23 protein-coding genes and 1 riboswitch are annotated in these 19,675 nt (G+C 44.2%); of the genes, 10 read left to right on the top strand and 13 right to left on the bottom strand.

What is annotated here, in order from left to right:
• Nucleotides 1–19: 19 nt before the first annotated feature.
• Genes U2H13_RS02970 through U2H13_RS02950 form a run of 5 tightly spaced genes read left to right on the top strand, consistent with a single transcriptional unit; the run spans nt 20 to nt 2,338 of the window.
• Nucleotides 20–265, top strand: a complete 246-nt coding sequence (locus U2H13_RS02970) for a hypothetical protein (protein WP_015416919.1) — start codon at nt 20–22, stop codon at nt 263–265.
• Nucleotides 266–282: 17 nt separating this feature from the next.
• Nucleotides 283–651 carry a spore coat protein gene (locus U2H13_RS02965; RefSeq protein ID WP_014417029.1) on the top strand — a complete coding sequence of 123 codons (369 nt, stop codon included), beginning with the start codon at nt 283–285 and terminating at the stop codon, nt 649–651.
• A gap of 18 nt (nt 652–669) precedes the next feature.
• Nucleotides 670–1,806, top strand: a complete 1,137-nt coding sequence (locus U2H13_RS02960; protein ID WP_014417028.1) for a zinc-dependent alcohol dehydrogenase — start codon at nt 670–672, stop codon at nt 1,804–1,806.
• An 18-nt stretch (nt 1,807–1,824) separates the two neighbouring features.
• Nucleotides 1,825–2,031, top strand: a complete 207-nt coding sequence (locus U2H13_RS02955) for a hypothetical protein (RefSeq protein WP_014417027.1) — start codon at nt 1,825–1,827, stop codon at nt 2,029–2,031.
• A gap of 7 nt (nt 2,032–2,038) precedes the next feature.
• Nucleotides 2,039–2,338 carry a spore coat protein gene (locus U2H13_RS02950; protein WP_014417026.1) on the top strand — a complete coding sequence of 100 codons (300 nt, stop codon included), beginning with the start codon at nt 2,039–2,041 and terminating at the stop codon, nt 2,336–2,338.
• Nucleotides 2,339–2,403: 65 nt separating this feature from the next.
• Here the strand turns inward: U2H13_RS02950 and U2H13_RS02945 are convergent, their stop codons facing one another.
• Nucleotides 2,404–3,792: a PLP-dependent aminotransferase family protein gene (locus U2H13_RS02945; protein WP_376700664.1), complete on the bottom strand. Its 1,389-nt coding sequence runs from the start codon at nt 3,790–3,792 to the stop codon at nt 2,404–2,406.
• Between the two features lie 126 nt (nt 3,793–3,918).
• Between U2H13_RS02945 and U2H13_RS02940 the strand changes: the two genes are divergently transcribed.
• Nucleotides 3,919–4,803: a DMT family transporter gene (locus U2H13_RS02940; protein ID WP_022552666.1), complete on the top strand. Its 885-nt coding sequence runs from the start codon at nt 3,919–3,921 to the stop codon at nt 4,801–4,803.
• Between the two features lie 76 nt (nt 4,804–4,879).
• On the opposite strand, the gene U2H13_RS02935 is transcribed toward U2H13_RS02940, so the two are convergent.
• Nucleotides 4,880–5,458 (bottom strand): TetR/AcrR family transcriptional regulator, encoded by a 579-nt coding sequence (locus U2H13_RS02935; RefSeq protein WP_021495037.1) that lies wholly within the window; start codon nt 5,456–5,458, stop codon nt 4,880–4,882.
• 293 nt (nt 5,459–5,751) lie between these two features.
• Between U2H13_RS02935 and U2H13_RS02930 the strand changes: the two genes are divergently transcribed.
• Both U2H13_RS02930 and U2H13_RS02925 read left to right on the top strand, forming a co-directional pair.
• Nucleotides 5,752–6,942, top strand: coding sequence for an MFS transporter (locus U2H13_RS02930; RefSeq protein ID WP_121984499.1), 1,191 nt, complete (start codon nt 5,752–5,754; stop codon nt 6,940–6,942).
• A gap of 194 nt (nt 6,943–7,136) precedes the next feature.
• Nucleotides 7,137–7,499, top strand: coding sequence for a hypothetical protein (locus U2H13_RS02925; protein ID WP_376700663.1), 363 nt, complete (start codon nt 7,137–7,139; stop codon nt 7,497–7,499).
• Nucleotides 7,500–7,546: 47 nt separating this feature from the next.
• On the opposite strand, the gene U2H13_RS02920 is transcribed toward U2H13_RS02925, so the two are convergent.
• Nucleotides 7,547–8,167: an FMN-binding negative transcriptional regulator gene (locus U2H13_RS02920; protein WP_103527117.1), complete on the bottom strand. Its 621-nt coding sequence runs from the start codon at nt 8,165–8,167 to the stop codon at nt 7,547–7,549.
• A 118-nt stretch (nt 8,168–8,285) separates the two neighbouring features.
• Here U2H13_RS02920 and U2H13_RS02915 point away from each other — a divergent pair, with 118 nt between their 5' ends.
• The gene (locus U2H13_RS02915) at nt 8,286–9,668 is read left to right on the top strand and encodes a PLP-dependent aminotransferase family protein (RefSeq protein ID WP_376700662.1); all 1,383 of its coding nucleotides are present in this window, start codon (nt 8,286–8,288) and stop codon (nt 9,666–9,668) included.
• Between the two features lie 37 nt (nt 9,669–9,705).
• On the opposite strand, the gene U2H13_RS02910 is transcribed toward U2H13_RS02915, so the two are convergent.
• Nucleotides 9,706–10,995 (bottom strand): Na+/H+ antiporter NhaC family protein, encoded by a 1,290-nt coding sequence (locus tag U2H13_RS02910; RefSeq protein ID WP_022552662.1) that lies wholly within the window; start codon nt 10,993–10,995, stop codon nt 9,706–9,708.
• Between the two features lie 222 nt (nt 10,996–11,217).
• Entirely contained in the window at nt 11,218–11,622 is a 405-nt protein-coding gene (locus U2H13_RS02905; RefSeq protein ID WP_007409338.1) for a MerR family transcriptional regulator, read from the bottom strand.
• Between the two features lie 159 nt (nt 11,623–11,781).
• Between U2H13_RS02905 and U2H13_RS02900 the strand changes: the two genes are divergently transcribed.
• A complete protein-coding gene (locus tag U2H13_RS02900; protein WP_021495045.1) occupies nt 11,782–12,831 on the top strand; it encodes an NAD(P)-dependent alcohol dehydrogenase in 1,050 nt (349 codons plus the stop codon).
• A gap of 58 nt (nt 12,832–12,889) precedes the next feature.
• On the opposite strand, the gene U2H13_RS02895 is transcribed toward U2H13_RS02900, so the two are convergent.
• The 8 genes from U2H13_RS02895 to U2H13_RS02860 form a co-directional block, all read right to left on the bottom strand.
• Nucleotides 12,890–13,852 carry an arsenic resistance protein gene (locus U2H13_RS02895; RefSeq protein WP_376700661.1) on the bottom strand — a complete coding sequence of 321 codons (963 nt, stop codon included), beginning with the start codon at nt 13,850–13,852 and terminating at the stop codon, nt 12,890–12,892.
• Between the two features lie 166 nt (nt 13,853–14,018).
• Nucleotides 14,019–15,257, bottom strand: coding sequence for an HAD-IIA family hydrolase (locus U2H13_RS02890; protein ID WP_042893846.1), 1,239 nt, complete (start codon nt 15,255–15,257; stop codon nt 14,019–14,021).
• An 8-nt stretch (nt 15,258–15,265) separates the two neighbouring features.
• The gene (gene thiD, locus U2H13_RS02885; protein ID WP_021495048.1) at nt 15,266–16,084 is read right to left on the bottom strand and encodes a bifunctional hydroxymethylpyrimidine kinase/phosphomethylpyrimidine kinase; all 819 of its coding nucleotides are present in this window, start codon (nt 16,082–16,084) and stop codon (nt 15,266–15,268) included.
• A gap of 14 nt (nt 16,085–16,098) precedes the next feature.
• On the bottom strand, nt 16,099–16,857 hold the full coding sequence (locus tag U2H13_RS02880) for a class I SAM-dependent methyltransferase (protein ID WP_014417013.1): 759 nt from the start codon (nt 16,855–16,857) through the stop codon (nt 16,099–16,101).
• Entirely contained in the window at nt 16,854–17,864 is a 1,011-nt protein-coding gene (locus tag U2H13_RS02875; protein WP_021495049.1) for a thymidylate synthase, read from the bottom strand. Before U2H13_RS02875 ends, U2H13_RS02880 begins: the two co-directional genes overlap by 4 nt.
• Nucleotides 17,861–18,325 carry a hypothetical protein gene (locus U2H13_RS02870; protein ID WP_021495050.1) on the bottom strand — a complete coding sequence of 155 codons (465 nt, stop codon included), beginning with the start codon at nt 18,323–18,325 and terminating at the stop codon, nt 17,861–17,863. Before U2H13_RS02870 ends, U2H13_RS02875 begins: the two co-directional genes overlap by 4 nt.
• Before the next feature lie 77 nt (nt 18,326–18,402).
• Nucleotides 18,403–18,506, bottom strand: a riboswitch (TPP riboswitch).
• Between the two features lie 117 nt (nt 18,507–18,623).
• Nucleotides 18,624–19,004 carry a hypothetical protein gene (locus U2H13_RS02865; RefSeq protein ID WP_014417010.1) on the bottom strand — a complete coding sequence of 127 codons (381 nt, stop codon included), beginning with the start codon at nt 19,002–19,004 and terminating at the stop codon, nt 18,624–18,626.
• 56 nt (nt 19,005–19,060) lie between these two features.
• The gene (locus U2H13_RS02860) at nt 19,061–19,288 is read right to left on the bottom strand and encodes a hypothetical protein (RefSeq protein WP_232489758.1); all 228 of its coding nucleotides are present in this window, start codon (nt 19,286–19,288) and stop codon (nt 19,061–19,063) included.
• Nucleotides 19,289–19,675: the final 387 nt, after the last annotated feature.

Genomic DNA, 19,675 nt, shown 5'->3' with positions numbered 1-19,675 from the left:
AGGGAGGTTTCAGACGATTATGGATAAGCGTGAATTAGCGGCTCACGAGTCGCTGGACTTACATGAAATCATTAACTTCAAGACGCTTTGTGTAGCGAAATCCAAGCTCATGCAAGGGCTTGTGTTTGATCAGGATCTGAAAACGTTAATGGAAAAAGACGTTCAGCAAGCCTCTCAAGACCTGGCTGATCTGCAGGCGGTTTATGAACGGGCAACGTTTCAGGCTCCCGTTCCTCAAAACCGGCCGACTTCGATCATCAATTGAAAGGAAGGTAAGCATCATTGAATCATGACCATTTAGATCCGATCAATTCATTACATGTCCCTGAACTCGCGGATATGACATTCGCAATGGATTTTCTCATACGCGCCAAAGAAGGCGTCAGAAATACCGCCGTCGCTTTAACAGAAACCGCTTCACCTGATGTAAGAGCTTTGCTGCGCAAACAGCTCATGCAGGGAATCGCGATGCATCAGGAGATAACAGACTTGATGGTCAGCAAAAAGTGGTTTCACCCGCATGATTTGAGCGAACAGTATAAATTGGATCAGCTCTCTGCAAAAAATACCCTCATGGTCGGAAGCATGAACCTGTTTCCCGTTGAAACAAACAGAAAAGGGATGTTTGACCGCACACCTGATGAACACTAACACTGGAGGTATTACAGCATGAAGGCCGTAACGTATCAAGGAGTGAAAAACGTCGTTGTCAAAGACGTGCCTGATCCGAAGATTGAAAAACACGATGACATGATTATAAAAGTCACAAGTACGGCAATTTGCGGATCAGATTTACATTTAATCCACGGACTCATCCCGAATTTGCAGGAAGACTACATCATCGGCCATGAACCGATGGGCATCGTGGAAGAAACCGGTCCCGGCGTGACGAAAGTCAAAAAAGGCGACCGCGTCATTATTCCTTTTAATATCGCCTGCGGAGAATGCGTTTATTGTAAAAATCATCTGGAAAGCCAATGTGATCAATCAAATGAGAACGGCGATATAGGCGCTTATTTCGGCTATTCAGGAAATGCCGGCGGCTATCCGGGAGGCCAAGCCGAATATTTGCGCGTCCCATTTGCGAACTTTACCCACTTTAAAGTTCCCGAAACATGCGAAGAACCGGATGAGAAACTGAGTGTTATTTCCGATGCGATGACAACCGGCTTTTGGAGCGTCGACAATGCCGGCGTAAAAGAAGGCGATACAGTTATCGTTCTCGGCTGCGGGCCCGTGGGCCTTTTCGCTCAAAAATTCTGCTGGTTAAAGGGAGCGAAACGCGTAATAGCCGTAGACTATGTCAACTACCGTCTCCAGCATGCGAAACGGACGAATAAAGTAGAAATCGTGAACTTCGAAGACCACGAAAATACAGGCAGCTACCTGAAGGAAATCACCAAAGGCGGCGCCGACGTTGTCATTGACGCCGTCGGCATGGACGGAAAAATGACGGATCTCGAGTTCCTCGCCAGCGGATTAAAACTTCAGGGCGGGGCGATGAGCGCATTGGTCATCGCGTCCCAAGCGGTGCGAAAAGGGGGAACGATCCAGATTACGGGTGTGTACGGCGGCAGATACAACGGGTTTCCCCTTGGCGATATCATGCAGCGGAACGTCAATATCCGATCAGGACAAGCTCCGGTCATCCACTATATGCCGTATATGTTTGAATTGGTGTCAACCGGCAAAATTGATCCGGGCGATGTTGTAAGCCATGTCATTCCGCTCAGTGAAGCGAAGCACGGCTATGAGATGTTTGACACGAAAACAGATGATTGTATTAAAGTTGTACTCAAACCTTAAAGAACGGAGGCTACAGAAATGGCCAGCGCCTTACATGAATTACTTGAAATTCAGGAGATGGCTTCTTTTAAGTCCCTTTGCCTGACGAAATCCAAAACCATGAAAGCGCTCGTATCCGATCCGCAGCTGAAAGAAATCATGCAGCAGGATGTGGATACATCAACAAGGCAATTGCAGGAATTTGCCTCGATTTTATCTGATGCACAGCATGAAATGAGGAGATGAATCACGAATGAATCCGATTATTGAATACTTGACGGGAATGAATGCACTGACAGACCAAATTGTCGCAATGGATTTATTGAATTCGGCAAAAAGCGGTGTCAGAAACTATGCGATGGCGGCGACGGAAGCCGGAACGCCTGAAGTGAAAGCGATCCTCACCCGGCACTTAGAAGAAGCCCTTGACATGCACGAGCAAATCTCACGCTATATGATGGAAAAAGGCTGGTATCACCCGTGGAACACAAACGAACAAGTCCGGCTCAATTTGCAAAATATTGATACTGCGCTCCGCCTGCCCGTCCTATAAATTGTTTTGCTGCTGAGACAGCACCCCTGACTCAAGCTTCAGTATTTCAAACTGTGAGCTGCCTTTTACAGCGCCCAGGCGGCTCTCAGTTTTTTTATACCTTCTTGTATATTGGTTTCAGAAACCCCCGCGAAACCGAGAGAAACTGTTTTTTCAGGGAGCTGTTTTTGATAGGTGAGAGACACGGGATAGATTTTGACTCCTTGTTCCTCCGCCTTTTCAATCAGCTCTTTTTCACTGAAAGGCAGCTGAACGTCAAGTAAAATCCGCAGCCCGGAATTTTCTCCGCGAATCCTGACGTATTGTCCCAGCTCGCGCCGCACGGCCTCTAATAATACCGCTCTTTTTTTCCGGTACAGCTTTCTCATTCTGTTAATATGTTTCTGCCACTCTCCGCTTTTGATAAATTGAGCCAGCGTCAGCTGACTGTGGCAGGAGACGGTCTGCTTATATAAAGAAGCGATTTCCCTGCCTTTTTCGATAAGCGGCAAAGGAAGAATCATATAGCTGATGCGCAGCGAAGGAAGCAGAGATTGGGAAAACGTTCCCATATAAATAACACGGTGATGCTGATCAAGCCCTTGCAATGATGGGATCGGCTGGCCGGTGTATCGGAATTCACCGTCATAATCATCTTCTATAATGAACGATTGATGTTCCGCCGCCCATTTCAGCAGCTGAATCCTTCTGTTTACCGGCATAATCGTTCCTAACGTAAATTGATGAGAAGGCGTGACATATACAAGACGCGGCCGCTCTTCATTCAGCTTCCGGATACAAACTCCTTCATCATCGACGGGTATCTGAATGATCTTCATGTGATTGGCTTTAAAAATCTCCCTCGCTCTCGGATAACCCGGATCTTCATATCCGATGGATAGATTTGCTTTAAATATTATGCACAGCATTTGCAAAAGAGCAGGGTTTCCGGCGCCGACTATCACTTGTTCAGGAAGACAATTCACGCCGCGCGACTGATATAAGTATTCTGAAATGAGCGTTCTCAGTTCAAGCTCGCCCAAATCATCCCCGGGCCGATACAGCTCGTGCCCGTATTGATCTAAGCTTGCAACCATGCTTTTGCGCCATGCCGAAAAAGGAAAATGAGCGGCATCCACAGTGCCGTAGTGAAAATCAATCCATTGGCGGTCTTCCTTCGCCTTTGTTTGAACAGGCGAAGCGCCCGGCTTTTTCACATAGACGGCGTCCGAGTCATAATCGGCAAACCATCCGCTTCTCGGCTTACTGACAATATAGCCTTCGGCGGCAAGCTGTTCATAGGCACGCTCCACAGTCGTCTGACTGACGGAAAGCTGACTTGACAAAAGCCTTTTTGAAGGAAGCTTCAGTCCTTTAGGAATACGGCCCTGATGCATATTTTCCTTAAAATGCCGATAAAGCTGCTGATAAAGCGGAATATCCAGATCTCTATTTAAAAATGGCGTGATATCCATTTTTACTCCCTCCAAACTGGCATTCTTCTTTTTATAAAAACTGGCCATTTGTATAAGGCCAATTTCAGTTTATAGTCATTATAAACTTTGAAAATGGGTTTAGAAATATATATTGGAGTGATTGGAATGAATAAGGCCGCAAACGGCTGGATTAACGGATTTATCGGCGTGCTCATTTTCAGCGGCTCGCTCCCTGCGACCCGCTTGGCTGTAGCGGACTTTGATCCGGTATTTCTCACCGTATGCCGCGCCGCGATAGCCGGTATATTGGCAGGCGCTCTGCTCCTCATTTTTCAGGAGAAATGTCCTGCCAAAAGCGACATCATTTCACTACTAACAGTAGCGCTCGGCGTCGTGATCGGTTTCCCGCTGCTTACAGCATTAGCGCTTCAGCATGTCACATCCGCTCATGCCATTGTCTACATCGGGCTTCTCCCGCTTGCGACGGCGATCTTCGGCGTACTGCGAGGAGGCGAACGGCCCAGACCGGTCTTTTGGATTTTCTCGGCTGCCGGCAGCATCCTCGTAGCCGGATATGCTCTGCTGCAAGGAGGGGAATCCTCTCCGCTCGGTGATACGTACATGATCGCTTCGATTATCGTGTGCGGTCTCGGTTATGCTGAAGGCGCCCGCCTCTCCCGGCGGCTTGGCAACTGGCAGGTGATCTCTTGGGCTCTCGTTTTATCGCTTCCCCTTATGTTCATCCTGTCTTTCTGCTTCATGCCGGACTCATGGTCAAACATCGGCGCGCCCGCACTGCTCAGTCTTGCATATGTCTCAATATTCAGCATGCTGATCGGCTTCGTATTCTGGTATCGCGGACTCGCCCAGGGAGGCATCGCCGCGGTCGGACAGCTGCAGCTTCTGCAGCCTTTCTTCGGGCTGTTACTGGCCGCCATGATTCTCCATGAAAAAGCAGGATGGGAACTTGCGGCGGTAAACGTCGGCGTTATCGCTTGCGTGGCGGCCGCCCGGCAGTTCGCAAATCAATCAGAAAAGGCCGAACAATGAACTTGTTCGGCCTTTCATTATATTCCGCCCATAGGCAGCAGAAGTCTGCATCTCTTTCACATGATCCGAGTATTTTTCAGGCAGGCTGAACTCCCTTAAACGCACTCATCACCAGATCATGCACATAGGAATCATTCACCTCATCACCTGTGATCAACAGGCGATAGAAAATCGGTCCGTAAATGAGATCGATGCTTACGTCAATATCAAGATTCTCTCTTAATTCACCTTTTTGAATTCCCTTTTCCAGAAGGCCTTTCGCTTGGAGGCGGCGGGGCTGGAAAAATCGCGTGCGATATTCTTCCGCCAATTTTGCATCCAGCTGCCCCGCACCGATTAATTCCTTAATAACGGTTCCTTCCCGGCTCGTCAAAAACCTTGCTAAATTCGTGGCGTGGGTCAATATATCTTGCACTGTTGATCCTGTATCGGGCACAGGCAGTCTGTCCGTAGCGGTCGAAAGAAAGCTGTCCATGATAACGGCAGCCTTGTTTGACCACCATTTATAAATCGTTGCCTTACTCACTTTGGCACGCTCAGCAATTTTATCGACTGTCACCGCGTCAAAGCCATTTTCCAACAGTAGGTCATAGGCTGCAGAAAGAATCGCCTTATGTGTTCCTTCATCGCGTGGCCGTCCTCGTTTACTCTGCACATGAATCATTCCTTCCCGAATTATAAACGATACGTTCAGTATACTTAACCTGTATAAAAAAAGAAAACAGAAACCCATTTACAAAACTGAACGTTTAGTATATTATTTGCTTATAACAAAACTGAACGTTTAGTATATTATTTGCTTATAACAAAACTAAACGTTTAGTTCACAAAATAACTTGAGGGAAGTCTTGATGAAATGCAGACTCCAAAAGCCTCTGCGTAAAGGAGATGAATCAGCAAATCATTTATCAAGCATTATAAAAACCACTTAAAAAGGAGTTCATTCATATGGCTAAAGAAAACAAACAAACAGCAGATCAGGGAATTTCACCTGGTTTAACCCTTCTTCTCGCAACGGCATGCGGTATCATTGTCGCTAATCTTTATTATGCACAGCCCTTGGCAGGATTCATTAGTGCGGCAATCGGGCTTTCTCCAAGCAGCGCCGGACTGATTGTCACGCTGACTCAAATCGGATACGTTGCCGGCTTACTGTTTCTCGTCCCTTTGGGAGACATTATCGAAAACAAAAAACTTGTCGTTGTATCGCTCCTTCTAAGCGCAGCTGCTTTGACACTGACAGCATGTGTGAAGCATGGAACACTGTTTTTAGCCGCTGCGTTTTTCATCGGACTGGGATCCATCGCAGCCCAAGTGCTAGTTCCGTTCGCATCATACCTTGCACCAGATGCCGCACGAGGCCGGGTTGTCGGCAATGTGATGAGCGGCCTGCTTCTCGGTATTATGCTTTCCCGTCCGATATCCAGCCTGGTCGCTGATATATGGGGGTGGAATGCCATATTTGCTTTATCCGCCGCGTTAAGTGTTGTCCTGGCAATCGTCTTATCAAAAGTGCTTCCTGCCAGAAAACCAACAGCAAACACAAGCTACACCGTCTTACTCGGTTCAATGTGGAAGCTGCTGCGCACGACTCCGGTCTTACGCCGCCGTGCCATTTATCATGCGTTTGTATTTGGAGCTTTCAGCTTATTCTGGACGACTGTGCCTTTATTATTGTCCGGTCCTGCTTTTCATTTTTCTCAAAAGGCAATCGCGCTGTATGCATTAGCGGGCATTGCGGGTGCAGCGGCTGCACCGATAGGCGGCCGTCTGGCTGATCTCGGCTTGACCCGGCTTGCCACCGGAATCGCTCTCGGTGTTGTCATCGTTTCTTTATTACTCCCGCTCATGATTCAGAGCAGCTCCCCCGTCGGAATAGCAGTTCTGGTGGCCGCTGCTATCCTGTTGGATATGGGGGTATCTGCCAATCTCGTACTCAGTCAGCGTGCCATTTTTTCGTTGGCACCTGAATTTCGCAGCCGATTAAACGGATTATTTATGGCAATCTTCTTTCTGGGCGGTGCTATAGGATCATCAATCGGAGGATGGGCATACGCCTCAGGCGGGTGGAGTATCACATTATGGATTGGAATCGCTTTTCCGGTCATAGCATTGCTTTATTTCACCACAGAGAAATAAGCCTTTCACCAAAAATAAGCCGTCAGGACCAAGCTGACAGCTTTTTTTGGTGTATTCTTCTTTACATCCAGCCGAACAAAAAACGGATTCATAAAAAGATGATATTGATTCTTTACGCCCCGCTCACATATCAGAAACGGTAAAACCATGTCATAATATGTTAAGAAATAATTGCGCCATAGGCAGGTGAACACATGAAGAAGTATTTATATAAACACCTTTTGTTAGCTCTCGTTTCGTCCGTTTGCTTTTTATTGGTCTTTTACGTGAGTTTAAAAATGACACAAGAGGACACACCGCCGTTGTCTTCTTACCCGTTTTACCTTTTTATTTATCTCTACATAGCAGCCGGATATTTGACGGTCGGCCTTATTTTAGCTTGTATGACTGATATCTTGAAAAACCGCTGGACATTGAATAAAACGTCTTCCATTCTATTGAAACTTATCGTTTACTTACTCATACCGTATGCTATTTTTCATTCTTTCTTCATTTTAATGGCGCCGTTGATTTATGTGCTGTTTGAGTCGTTATTCATCCTGAGAAAAGCTTCGTAACCTGAAAAAACATACCGCATGCTGCCGGTATGTTTTTAGTATGCTTGTCAGTTGTTCACAGTGATCCGTTTGATGTTTTCTTCCATCAAGCCGGAAATGAGCTGTTCGTTTGTATGAGGAATCTGTTTGAGCTGTTGTACGACCAGCCCTTGTCTTGCGGCTGAATGATTTTGACTCAGCTTTGCTTTCCCCTCTATTTTGCTGATTTTGATTTTAAAACCTTTTACCCCTTTGTTCATGCCTGCCAGCAATTTCGCATCGACATCCTCTAATTTGTACGGGCTGTCGGGGCTTTCGTATTTCAATACGAGATCACTCATCGACTGCACGGTTTCTTCCTCATCCAAAAGCTCCGCCTCTCCGTAAACATGAACCGCCACATAATTCCATGTGGGAACAGCCTGATTCGTCTCATACCATTTGGGCGAGATATAACAATGAGGCCCTTGAAAAACGGCTAACACGTTTTGGCCATCAATCTCTTTCCATTGGGGATTCGGCAATGCAAAATGACCGTATAAGCATTCGTTATCCTTACTCATCATCAATGGCAGGTGGGTTGCATACGGCATGCCTTCCGCCGTTGAAAACAATGCTGCGAAACCATACTCTTTGATTACATCGCACGCTTCAGCTTCACTCAGCTGAAATGGAGCGGGAATATACATACAAAACTCTCCTCTCTGAACATGGATTGATAAAGCGCTTTCCGCTATAATAAGATATCAACTGACATTTAAAAAGGTACAGTTTTGAATAAATATACATGTCAGAGGAGAACATCTGATGAAAAATATGATTTTCGCTTTCGAAAGCGATACCCCGAAATACAAACAAATTTATGAGCAATTTAAAACATTGATTGAGCAGGGAAATATTCAGGCAGATGAGCGGCTGCCTTCAATTCGGGAGCTGGCAGATTCTCTGCGGGTAAGCCGTAATACAACGCTGATGGCCTATGATCTGCTTTTAGCGGAGGGATACATTCGCGGAGAAACACGCAAAGGATATTTTGCTAATGAAATAGAACCCTCTTTATTTCAACAAGAAAACGATGTTGTTTACGCTGAGAAAACCGAATCAACTCAGCCGATCCTGATTGATTTTCGTGCCGGAGCCGTCGATCAAAATCATTTTCCTCTGAAAACATGGAGAAAATTATACAATCAAGTTTTGACATCAGAGAAAAGCTTCCTTTACGGTGAACCGTTCGGCGAGAGAGACCTGCGTGAACAAATTGCCGCTTATCTCTTGGAATCCCGCGGAGTGAAAACAGATGCGGATTCCATTATCATCGGCAGCAGCACGCAGCAGATGCTGATATATCTCAGCCGGATTCTGAAAGAGGATTTTTCGGGAATGATCGTTGAAGACCCGGGATTTGACGGTGCCAGAGCGGCTTTTCAATTTCACGGGCTTTCTCTGGAGACGATGCCTGTCTATGAAAACGGAGCTGATTTTTCTCAATTACATGCAATGAAAGAAAAATTAATCTATGTGACCCCTTCCCATCACAGCCCTTACGGCGTAAGCATGTCCATTCAGCAGCGCCAAACTCTGATCAATTGGGTGAATCATAGAGAGGGTTATATTCTTGAGGATGATTATGACAGTGAATTCCGTTATACACAGCAGCCGTTTCCCGCTCTTGCTTCCATTCAATCAGACCGGGTGATTTATTTAGGGAATTTCTCAAAATCCTTTCTTCCTGGCATCCGCATAAGCTATATGGTTTTGCCGCAACGCCTTTTGCACCGGTATAAAAGACGGTTTATTCATTTCGAAAGCACCGCTTCTTCGCTTAACCAGCTGACCATGGCTGAATTGATGAAGGCCGGTGAATGGACCCGCCATATTAAGCGCATGCGCATTGTTTACAAGCGAAAAATGCAGCACTTGATTTCACATGTAAAGCAGCAGTTCGGCGATCATGTGACGATCATCGGCGAGCAGTCGGGATTGTATATATTGGTGAGAGTTCACCTGAACTATACAGAAGAAACATTAATCGAACGCGCTTTTCAGTACGGAGTGAAGGTGTACCCTACCGCCATTTATTTCGTTGCCCAAAAACCCGAACCGCCGACTATAAAGCTGGGTTTCGCCCATCTCGATACGGATCAGATCACACAGGGCGTACAGCTTTTGAGAAATGCTTGGCTGACATGAAAGAAAAAAGGCGCCGTTCGGCGCCTTTTGTTATCTTTTATTTCGTATTTCTTGTGAATTTCGGCAGTCCAAATATGATGGCGGCGATGCCGCAGATTCCGATGAAAACGGGATAAAAAGAGTATGGCAGGATGCTGACTGGTGAAATATTCCCGAATTTTCCGGCCGATAACAGCTGCGCGCCGTAAGGAATCAATCCTTGTATCATACACGAAAAGATATCCAGAATACTTGCCGATTTTCTGTTGTCGATGTTGAATTTATCAGCGATATTCTTTGCAATCGGCCCGGCTGCAATAATGGAGATCGTATTATTGGCCGCAGCCAGATTCGTCACGCTGACCAGTCCGGCAATGCCGGCTTCGGCGCCTTTTTTCGAACGGATTCGTTTCGTGATGAACTCCAGTAAAAAGTCGATCCCGCCGTTTTGTTTCATCACGCCGACCATCCCTCCGATCAGCATGGACAGGATGATCAGATCGCTCATTCCGGCAATTCCATCCGTAATCGCCTTAAAATAAGAGTCAAGCGTCAGGCTGCCGCCCGCTAATCCGATGATTCCCGTCAAAACCAATCCGCCGAATATGACAGCCATCACATTAATACCGATTAACGCAAAAACCAACACGGCGACATAAGGGAGCACCTTAATCCAGTTGTAAGATTCAGCACCCGTATGGCCGGCGTGGCCTGCCGGAATAAAAAATAAGATAATAACAGTCACAATGGCAGCAGGCAAAACAATCAGAAAGTTCGTTTTGAATTTATCCATCATTTGTGTTTTTTGCGTCCGGACTGACGCGATGGTCGTATCGGAAATAAAAGAAAGATTATCTCCGAACATAGCTCCGCCGACCACAGCCGCCATTGCAATCGCGCCGGAGATGCCAAGCTCTCCGCTCAAACCTGCGCTGATCGGCGCAACCGCCGCAATCGTGCCCATTGATGTTCCCATCGATATAGAAATAAAACAAGCAATGATAAACAGCCCCGGCAGCAAAAACTGCTGCGGAATAACGCTCAAAGCAAGGTTGACAGTTGAATGCACCGCTCCCATTGCTTCAGCCGCTGAAGCAAAGGCACCTGCCAATATAAAAATCATAACCATAATGATAATATCAGGATGTCCCGCACCGGAAGCGAACCATTCTATTTTTTGATTGAGCGATTTCTTCCGGTTAAATAACAGCGCAAAAGCTGACGCAATGATCGCGGCAATCAAGATCGGCAATTTATAAAAATCTCCGGTCACCAGACCAGAGCCGACAAAAAGCCCTACGAATAAGACTAAAGGCAATAACGCCCAAGGGTTCTTTTTATTGTTCATCTGGGTAAACCACCTCTTTTCAGCATTAAAGTCGCTAATCACAGTCTAAGCAACATTTCACACTTTAAAAGTCTGCAGTGAAAAAGTCAAGCTGAAAAAAGGATAAGTAATGATTGATAAGATAGAAAAAGCTGTTTTGTTTCCTCTCTTTAAAAAATAAAAAACCAAGGCTCGTTTCCCTTGGTACATTTCATGCGGCCCGGCGTCCGGGACACCTTCTCTTCATTCAGAAATACATTCAGCTTTCAATCTGTTTTTAAGTTTCGCTTCATTTTCAAGGATATCTTCGTAATCCTCAATCTTCCTGTTTAATCGTTTTATGGTTTCATCAATTTCCCTCTGTTTCTCCGTCAGCCTTTTCCTTTCATTTATCAGGATGTTTTTTCGGGGTTCGATCGTATGATCGGCTCCTTCAATAAATAAAGCGGTATATTCAATCAGCGCCTCAATCGACAGCCCGGCACTTCTCATGCATTTTATAAATTGAATCCAATTCACATCATCTTCGTCATAATCGCGGATGCCGCTTTCATCGCGTTTTACCGGAGGAATCAGTCCTATACTTTCATAATACCTAAGCGTTGCGGCTGATAACTCAACCTGCTTTGCAGCCTGCGCAATCTTCATATTCTTACCACCCGTCCTTCATACCTTTCATAAGCGTGCCATTATAGAATATCATTTCATAAAAAAATAAACCAAACTCCTTGACTTAAAGTCCGCTTTAACATTTAAAGTAAAACCGAACAGAGGATTCATCACTTTATCTTGGAAAGGAAGATAACCATGTGTAATAATCATCCGACTCGTGTATTAAGCGCTCCGCATGCAAAAGCTAAATTTGAGCGGACGACGATTGAGAGAAGAGCATTACGGCCGCACGATATCCTGATTGATATTAAGTACAGCGGGATTTGTCACTCAGACATCCACAGCGCATTCGATGAATGGGGCGGCGGAATCTTTCCGATGGTTCCCGGGCACGAAATTGCCGGAGTTGTGGAAGCCGTGGGTGAAGACGTCACCACATTTGCCGTCGGCGACCGTGTGGGTGTAGGCTGTTTTGTAGACTCCTGCGGGGAATGTGAATACTGCCTTAACGGAGACGAACAATATTGCACAAAAGGCGTTGTTCAGACTTATAATAACCTGGACTACGACGGAAACCCTACATACGGCGGCTACAGCCAGAAAATAGTTGTCACTGACAGATTCGTTGTCCGGATTCCCGATCAGCTGGATTTGGATGCTGCCAGCCCGCTATTGTGCGCGGGCATTACCACGTATTCTCCGCTGAAACACTGGAATGCCGGCCCCGGCAAAAAAGTGGCGATTGTCGGAATGGGCGGGCTCGGACATTTAGCCGTTCAATTCGCGCACGCTTTAGGCGCAGAGGTCACCGTCCTCAGCCGCTCAATGAACAAAAAAGACGAAGCGCTTGAATTTGGAGCCGATCATTACTTTGCAACAAGCGATCCGGATACATTTACTGAGCTGGCCGGACGTTTTGATCTTATTTTAAATACAGTATCCGCGAACCTTGACGTAGATGCCTACTTATCTCTGCTTCGCATTGACGGTACATTGGTAAATGTGGGGGCGCCCGCTAAGCCGGATTCATACAGTGTGTTCTCCTTAATCACGGGCCGCCGCAGCATTGCGGGTTCACTCGTCGGCGGTATTCCGCAGACTCAGGAGATGCTTGATTTCGCCGCCGAGCACGGCATTGCTCCTAAAATTGAAGTGATACCGGCCGATCAAGTCGACGAAGCGTACGAACGGGTTCTCCAAAGCGATGTCCGCTACCGTTTCGTCATTGATATTGCAACTTTATAATCGATATAAAAAACATACCACTATTTGTTGGTATGTTTTTTTCAGTTTAAATTATTTTTTATTTCAGCAGCCATCCGGGCACCGCTTTTATATAAACCAATTCGCCTATCAGCTCAACAATCGTCTGTGTGACGATAACAGCGGCGGCCAATGAGGCCCAAGCATCCGGCAAAGCCAGCGCTAACGGAAGGACTGCGAGTGAATTTCTTGTGCCTGTGCTGAAGATCAATGCTCTTCCTTCACCTGTATCCAGACAGAACGCATTTGCGATAAACCGGGAGACATACGGCATAATGAGCAGGAATAACAGATAGATCGGGATCACACGTATAATGATGTCAGCATCACTGATGACCTTGCCGATTTGTGTGGCGACGACCGCCAGTAAGACCAGAGCCATAAAAGGAACAGGCAGCCACGCCGTCCATTCCAGCACCTTTTCTCCCGCCGGCTTCTTATCAGCCCATAATTGAGTCATCACCGCCGCCAGCAGCGGCACTGCTATTAACAATAAGAATGCTTCCAGAAACGGTCCCGCATGAACAGCTCCTATCACTTCTTTCCCGATAAACAGCCGCAGGTATAACGGAAGCAATACCATCTGAACGGCGAACAAAACCGGCGTGGAAGCCAGTATTAATCTCTCATTTCCTTTGCCGAGCTGAGTAAAGACGATGACGTAATCAATACAAGGTGTAAGCAATACCAAACAAACCCCTAATAATATAGGAGGAGATTGAGGAAAAATGGCGGTTAACACCCATACAACGACAGGTACAGCTAAGAAATTACCGATCAGTAAAGCCGACATAAACTTGAGGTTTGACAAGGCTTCCCTCAGCTTCAAGAATGGGATTTGGGCAAACATGGCATACATGAGAACAGCGATAAACGGTGATATCGTCCATCCCCAGCGAAGTCCTGAATCTTTCCCGGCGATCCCTGCTATTCCTCCGATCACAAGAGTCACACCATATATCCAAATTTGCTGTTTTTCTAATGTCTCTCTGGTTATTTTCATTGGCTGACACCTCTTCTCCGCCCATTATACCTTCTTTTCTGCCGGAATTAAAAAACACCAAGGGTCTGTGACACTTGGTGTTTTTGGAACGCGGCCGAGAGTTACGGGTTGAGAACCGTTAATTCTTGTAAATAACCCCCAAAAAGTATTTTTAGCGTACTGTTCCTTATCGAATAAAAGCATCCTCTTTCATTTCCAAAGCATCATCCAGCCATCTCGGGTGCATCGGCAAGAGATGTTCAGGTAATTCATGGATATCAAAATATCTGATTTCCATGGCTTCCTCTGTGGACTTTTTCAAAGTGCCGCCGATGATGTCACATTGAAAACAATTGGTAATAAAATGGCTGACTCTGCCGTCAGGGTATATAAAGGTTTGTGAACTCGGATCAGAATAAACGCCTATCATTTTAGAGACTTTCACCACTAATCCAGTTTCCTCTTCTATTTCTCTTATAATTGCTTGTTCAACTGTTTCACCAGGTTCCACATGTCCTGAAGGAATGCCCCATAAACCATTATCAGCACGCTTCATTAATAAAACGGAACTTGATTCTTTCATTATAATTCCAGCGACTCCGGCTTTCACTTGTTCTGTCCATTGGAAATCCGGTTTTTTCCGTACTTCTGCCTTTATTTCATTATCGAACAAGTCTTTCAGATCGCGGATCACAACATCCGGATTTCTAAAATCATGTTTTGCAGGAAATAAAGTATTTTGATCAGAAACTAATACGGAAGTTATGCCTATTTGGTTTGCTCCGACAATATCTGTTTCAGGCGTATCCCCGATCATAACGCATCTCTCTTTATCCTCAAAAGGCTCTAGTACTTTTTCAAATATTGAAGACGCCGGTTTTCCAATTATCATCGGCTCTTTAGCAGCTGCTGTTTTAACAGCCGCGACTATAGCGCCTGTCGCGGGAGCTGGTCCGTTAGCGGCAGGAAATGTTTTATCCCCGTTTGCAGCGATAAATGAAGCTCCGCAACGGATGAGGTTTACTGCCTTATGCACATCCTGAAATGTAATATTTTGATCCCATCCAATGACAACAGCCTCCGCCTGATCTTCCGTAAGATCAATACCGGCCTTTTGAATTTCACTTTTAAGTTGGTCATTTCCCAATATATATGCCTTCTTTATTCCTTCACTGACAAGGTAATCAGCTGTTGCCCACCCCGCAGTAACGACTTCATCAATACTTGCTGAAATCCCCAGTTTATGAAGGCATTTCACAATCGTTTCTCTTGTAACACAAGGATCATTCGTTAAAAAGCGAATGGCTTTCTTTTCTTCACGGAGTCGTTTTAAAGAGGCCACAGCTCCTGGTAAAGCTTTATCTCCTATATATATCACTCCGTCTAAATCAAATAAAAATACATCATAATTCTTGGAGATCATCATAACACTCCTTAAGCGGTTGTCTCTTGGTTAATAGTTGAGCGATACGCAAAATGATTTGTAGGGCCTTGTCCTTTCCCGATTCCTAAGGGATGTTTAATGGCTGCTGAAATGAATTCCTTTCCAGTTGCCACTGATTCCGGTATGCTGTGCTGCTTTGCCAGCTCTGCAGTTATCACAGCTGAAAACGTACATCCTGTTCCATGAGTATGCTTTGTATCAAAGCGGGGAGAAACAAATTCCTCGAAGTCCTCGTCAAAGTACAAAATATCACGGGCTTCTCCATTCAGGTGCCCCCCTTTTACGACAGCACTTTTCGCCCCGTATACCTCCACCATTTCTTTCGCCGCATCACGCATCTGCTGTACAGTCTCGATTGATTTGCCGATGATTACTTCCGCTTCCGGAATGTTCGGTGTAATAACAGTTGTTTGGGGTATTAATAATTTCTTCAAATGATCAATGGCGTCCTTATGGAGCAGATGATGTCCGCTTTTAGCAATCATAACCGGATCCATCACATACGATTGAATATTTGCGTCTTTTAACTTTTCTGCCAGCAATTCAATAATTCCTATACTTGCAAGCATACCGGTTTTGACAGCATCAGGTTTTATATCATCCATGACACAGTCTATTTGCTGAGATATATTCTGAAGAGACATCTCCTCAAAACTTTTCACACCAAGTGTGTTTTGTGCAACAACTGATGTAATAACAGCCATTCCATATACCTTTTGTTCCTGAAATGTTTTTAAATCCGCATGAATTCCCGCCCCTCCGGAAGGATCAGTCCCAGCAATCGAAAGCGCTTTATAAATATCCGTCAATTTACACTCCTCCTTCAGGCAGGTTTCACTGCTTTAAAAATGACAAAAGGCGGATATTCCTTTTCACATTTCCAATTATTAAATTGAAACTCTTTCTCTATGGCTTTTACATGCTCTTGGTCAATATCGTTTAACGTTGGTTCTGATAAAGTTACATTTTCAAAACCTGCATGAGTTAATAGTTTATAATACATTGACTTCGGCCAATGAAAATCATTTAAAATTAAATCTGCTTGTCCCGGAACATGGAGCCATTCATTTCTTTCTTCTCCGTAAGAATATTCTTTCCCCGGTATTCCATTGCGGAAGGTTGAAAATTCAATTCCGGTTGAATCAGGATTCGTATCGAGTATGACAAATGAAGCTCCTGGTTTTAACACACGAAAAATTTCATTTATGATACCTTTGATACGCTGGTCACTATCCGTATTAATAAAAACATAACAGGCCATTGCAGCATCAACCGAGTGATCTGGTAAGAAGGAAAGATTATCGTGTTCAATTAAATGATAGTCCACATGAGGATGTTGTCTTTTTGCCTTTGCTATATCTAACATCTTCCTTGATTCATCGACTGCGATCACATTGCAGCCTATTCTGTCAGCCAGCCTATAAGCTACCTTTCCCGGACCGCATCCGAAATCGAGCACCTTTTTAATCTCCGCTTTATCAAAAGTACGAAAAACAAACTCAAAACCTAACGTTTGTTCTAAAACGTCATTATAAGCATCGAATTTACCAGCAACACTGTCTTCTTTCCATGAAGTTTTCATTGAATTTCCTCCTTTTGCTCAATTGAGAAATAATGAAACCACTTATTCCTGACGAAAAATTGATATATAGGAAGTAAACTTTGAAATAGAGAATGATCCATATCCCGTTTATATGCAATATGCTGGTATATACTGAAAAGGAAAAGAATCTGTTTCCAGTAATCAGGTAAATCAAGCATTTCAATATCGTTTTTTGTCATAGAAATTTGATCTTTCCTAAGTAATTCTTCATACTTTAAGACTGTTTCAATGGACGGCCAGTTATTTCCCTCAGGCATTTTCGGAAATTCAAATTCCCGAATATCATGGTGATTTTCAGCTTCCTCAAGCACCGTTTTCGCCCATTCATGATCTGAATCATAAATATGGATTGATCCCGCATTATGAAAATATTCTCCGACTTCTAAACGCAGTTCTCTGGCCATTAATTCCTGCATGAAGGTAAATGAGAAAAGATCACTGATCATCCCGCGAAAAGCATCATTTGCACGCATGACAGAAGACATGTATAATTCGCCTTCCCTCACAAAAAACTGCAAACCGATTGTGCAGGAAACATCTATATTTTCTGAAACGAAGAGTTCCGAAGCATCGAATATTTGAATAAATGCCCTTTTTGAATCAATATCTTCTTGTGTCAAAAGATTTTTTATTCTATTCCATTGATTTAGTTTTGCATTTCCGAATTCAAATATTTTAGGCCCATACGCAGTGCCTGTTAATGTTTTTTTATTCATTGAATATGAAGGCATTTTTTTATTGTAATAACTGATAAAATCTAAGTCGTTACTCCCCGATAAATACCATAACACTTCAGCAAAATTAAACACGATATTGGTTTTTCTTGAGGATAAATAAGTGACACGTTCTATTGGATTTTCCAGAGTCAGATGGTAGTTCAATTGTTCTCTGCTTTTTTGTCCGCGCGGTGAATTGAGAAATTCAGGGTTGTGATAGATGTCATACAGCGTTTCCGTATATGCTTCATGAAAAGTTCTCTTTCTCATTGAGATTCCGCCTTATATGCTGCAAAGATATTTTTAATGTTCTCTAATAAATCATCTGTATCTTTATAGCTGATGTACTCAACATCCGCCACTGAATTTAACCCTTGAATTAAGAAAGCATAATCCTTGTCCTTTTCTAGAAATAGCACGATCTTTTTTTTCAAGGCAGAAGCCCATCCAATTTCTATATGTGTTCCGGGAGAAGCGGGTGATCCGGGGAATGCTGCAAAAAGGTCGCAAGTGCTTATTTCATCAAAATCAATTTTAGTGCATTGAAGGGGTGTCATGAAATCCTTCCCCCACCCTTCCCGCTTGTGAGCATTATGAACCAGCCATCCTTCATTCTCAAAAAAGGAAATTAATGATTCCAGCTTTCCCCTCTCATACGTACTCATCAATCCAGTTTTCTCATCTACTAAACTTTTAAAAGGCCCTGCCAGAAAAACTTTTTTCGTCGCCACTTCATATCACCCTTTCAAAATAAATAAAGCCACTTTCCTCTATGGAAAGTGGCTTAAATATAGATAAGATAAAGAATCTCTCTAATTTTTCACTTCCCTACGCTGGTATTAACCAAATCAGGTTCAAAGGGTCAGGACGTATTGTCTCTTCTCAGCTATTAAAGCTCCCCTAGTGACTTTTTATAAATATTTACTTTAATTCTATGCTATTCCATATAAATAGTCAAACAATGACCGGCAAAAAGCGCTGCGGATATCACTGGGATTCCCCTTCAATATTGCAGCTTACCCACTAGTTTTAAAACCTTCCGGCCTCTTTTTTCCTGCCAACGAATAAGGTCACGGCAACACTCGCTGAACTGACCAAAGTCCCCAGAACGGCAGCAAGAATTGTCAAAAAGCCATGGGGAATCAGAAATCCAATCGGAATGAGGCCCGCAAACGTGAGAACGATAAAACATTGATAGACGCCGGATATGATTCTCACAACCAAGCTGCTAAAAAAGGACATGACGAATGGCGGAATGAACAAACATAAAATGATTCCGAGTGAGATCAATAAAATCATAGGCTCGTCAAAAGAAATGACACGATCGCCGGGAGACTCTTCAGCCGCCGCGAATACAGCAAATATAGACATCATCAGCGTAAGAAAAACAAGAAAAAACCTTTTCAGCAACGTTATGACTCCTTTTTATAAAAACGGGTATCCTTTTTTTTAAGACGATAACCATTTTATGTTATCAAATGAAATAATATGAAGTCAATTGATGAATGAATAACGTAATAAACGGCTTGCTGCTGTGTCGGTCTTATATCAGGAGGAAAAACAATCCGTACAGAATCTATATTGGTTTTCTCGATGTGTTTCATCAGTTTGACGGCATCACTGGTTCTTACGGCTGAAACCCCGAATATCAGTTCAACATCTTCAAATTTTCGCTGATTAACATACTCAATGATCTGAAGGCGCTCATCTATGCTGAGTGGATGCTGTTCACCAGTCGTGCCGCATATGAGAACGAATGGATACCGCTGTTTTTCAAATGTTCGACAATAGGATCAAATCCTGCTGAATATAAACGTTCATCTTCATGAAAAGGCGTAGGGATAGCAATAAAATTTGCATGAGAATGTCCTCCAAGTACATATTCTTGAATATCTGCAGAGTATCATATAACACTGTCTGACATTTAAAAAGGTACAGTTTCAGATAACTTAACATGTCAGATGTAAAGGCCGACACACAAAAAAAGCAGGCAAAGAGAGCCTGCTTCATTGCTTCGTCTTACAGCGGCCCATTCCCCGGATGGCTTGACAAATATGAGTAATAAGGCAAACTGATATAAA

The organism is Bacillus sp. A1, assembly GCF_042296235.1.
Taxonomy (GTDB): Bacteria; Bacillota; Bacilli; order Bacillales; family Bacillaceae; genus Bacillus; species Bacillus velezensis.
Note: the sequence above shows the minus strand (reverse complement) of the source record. Positions and strands in the feature narration are given on the sequence as shown.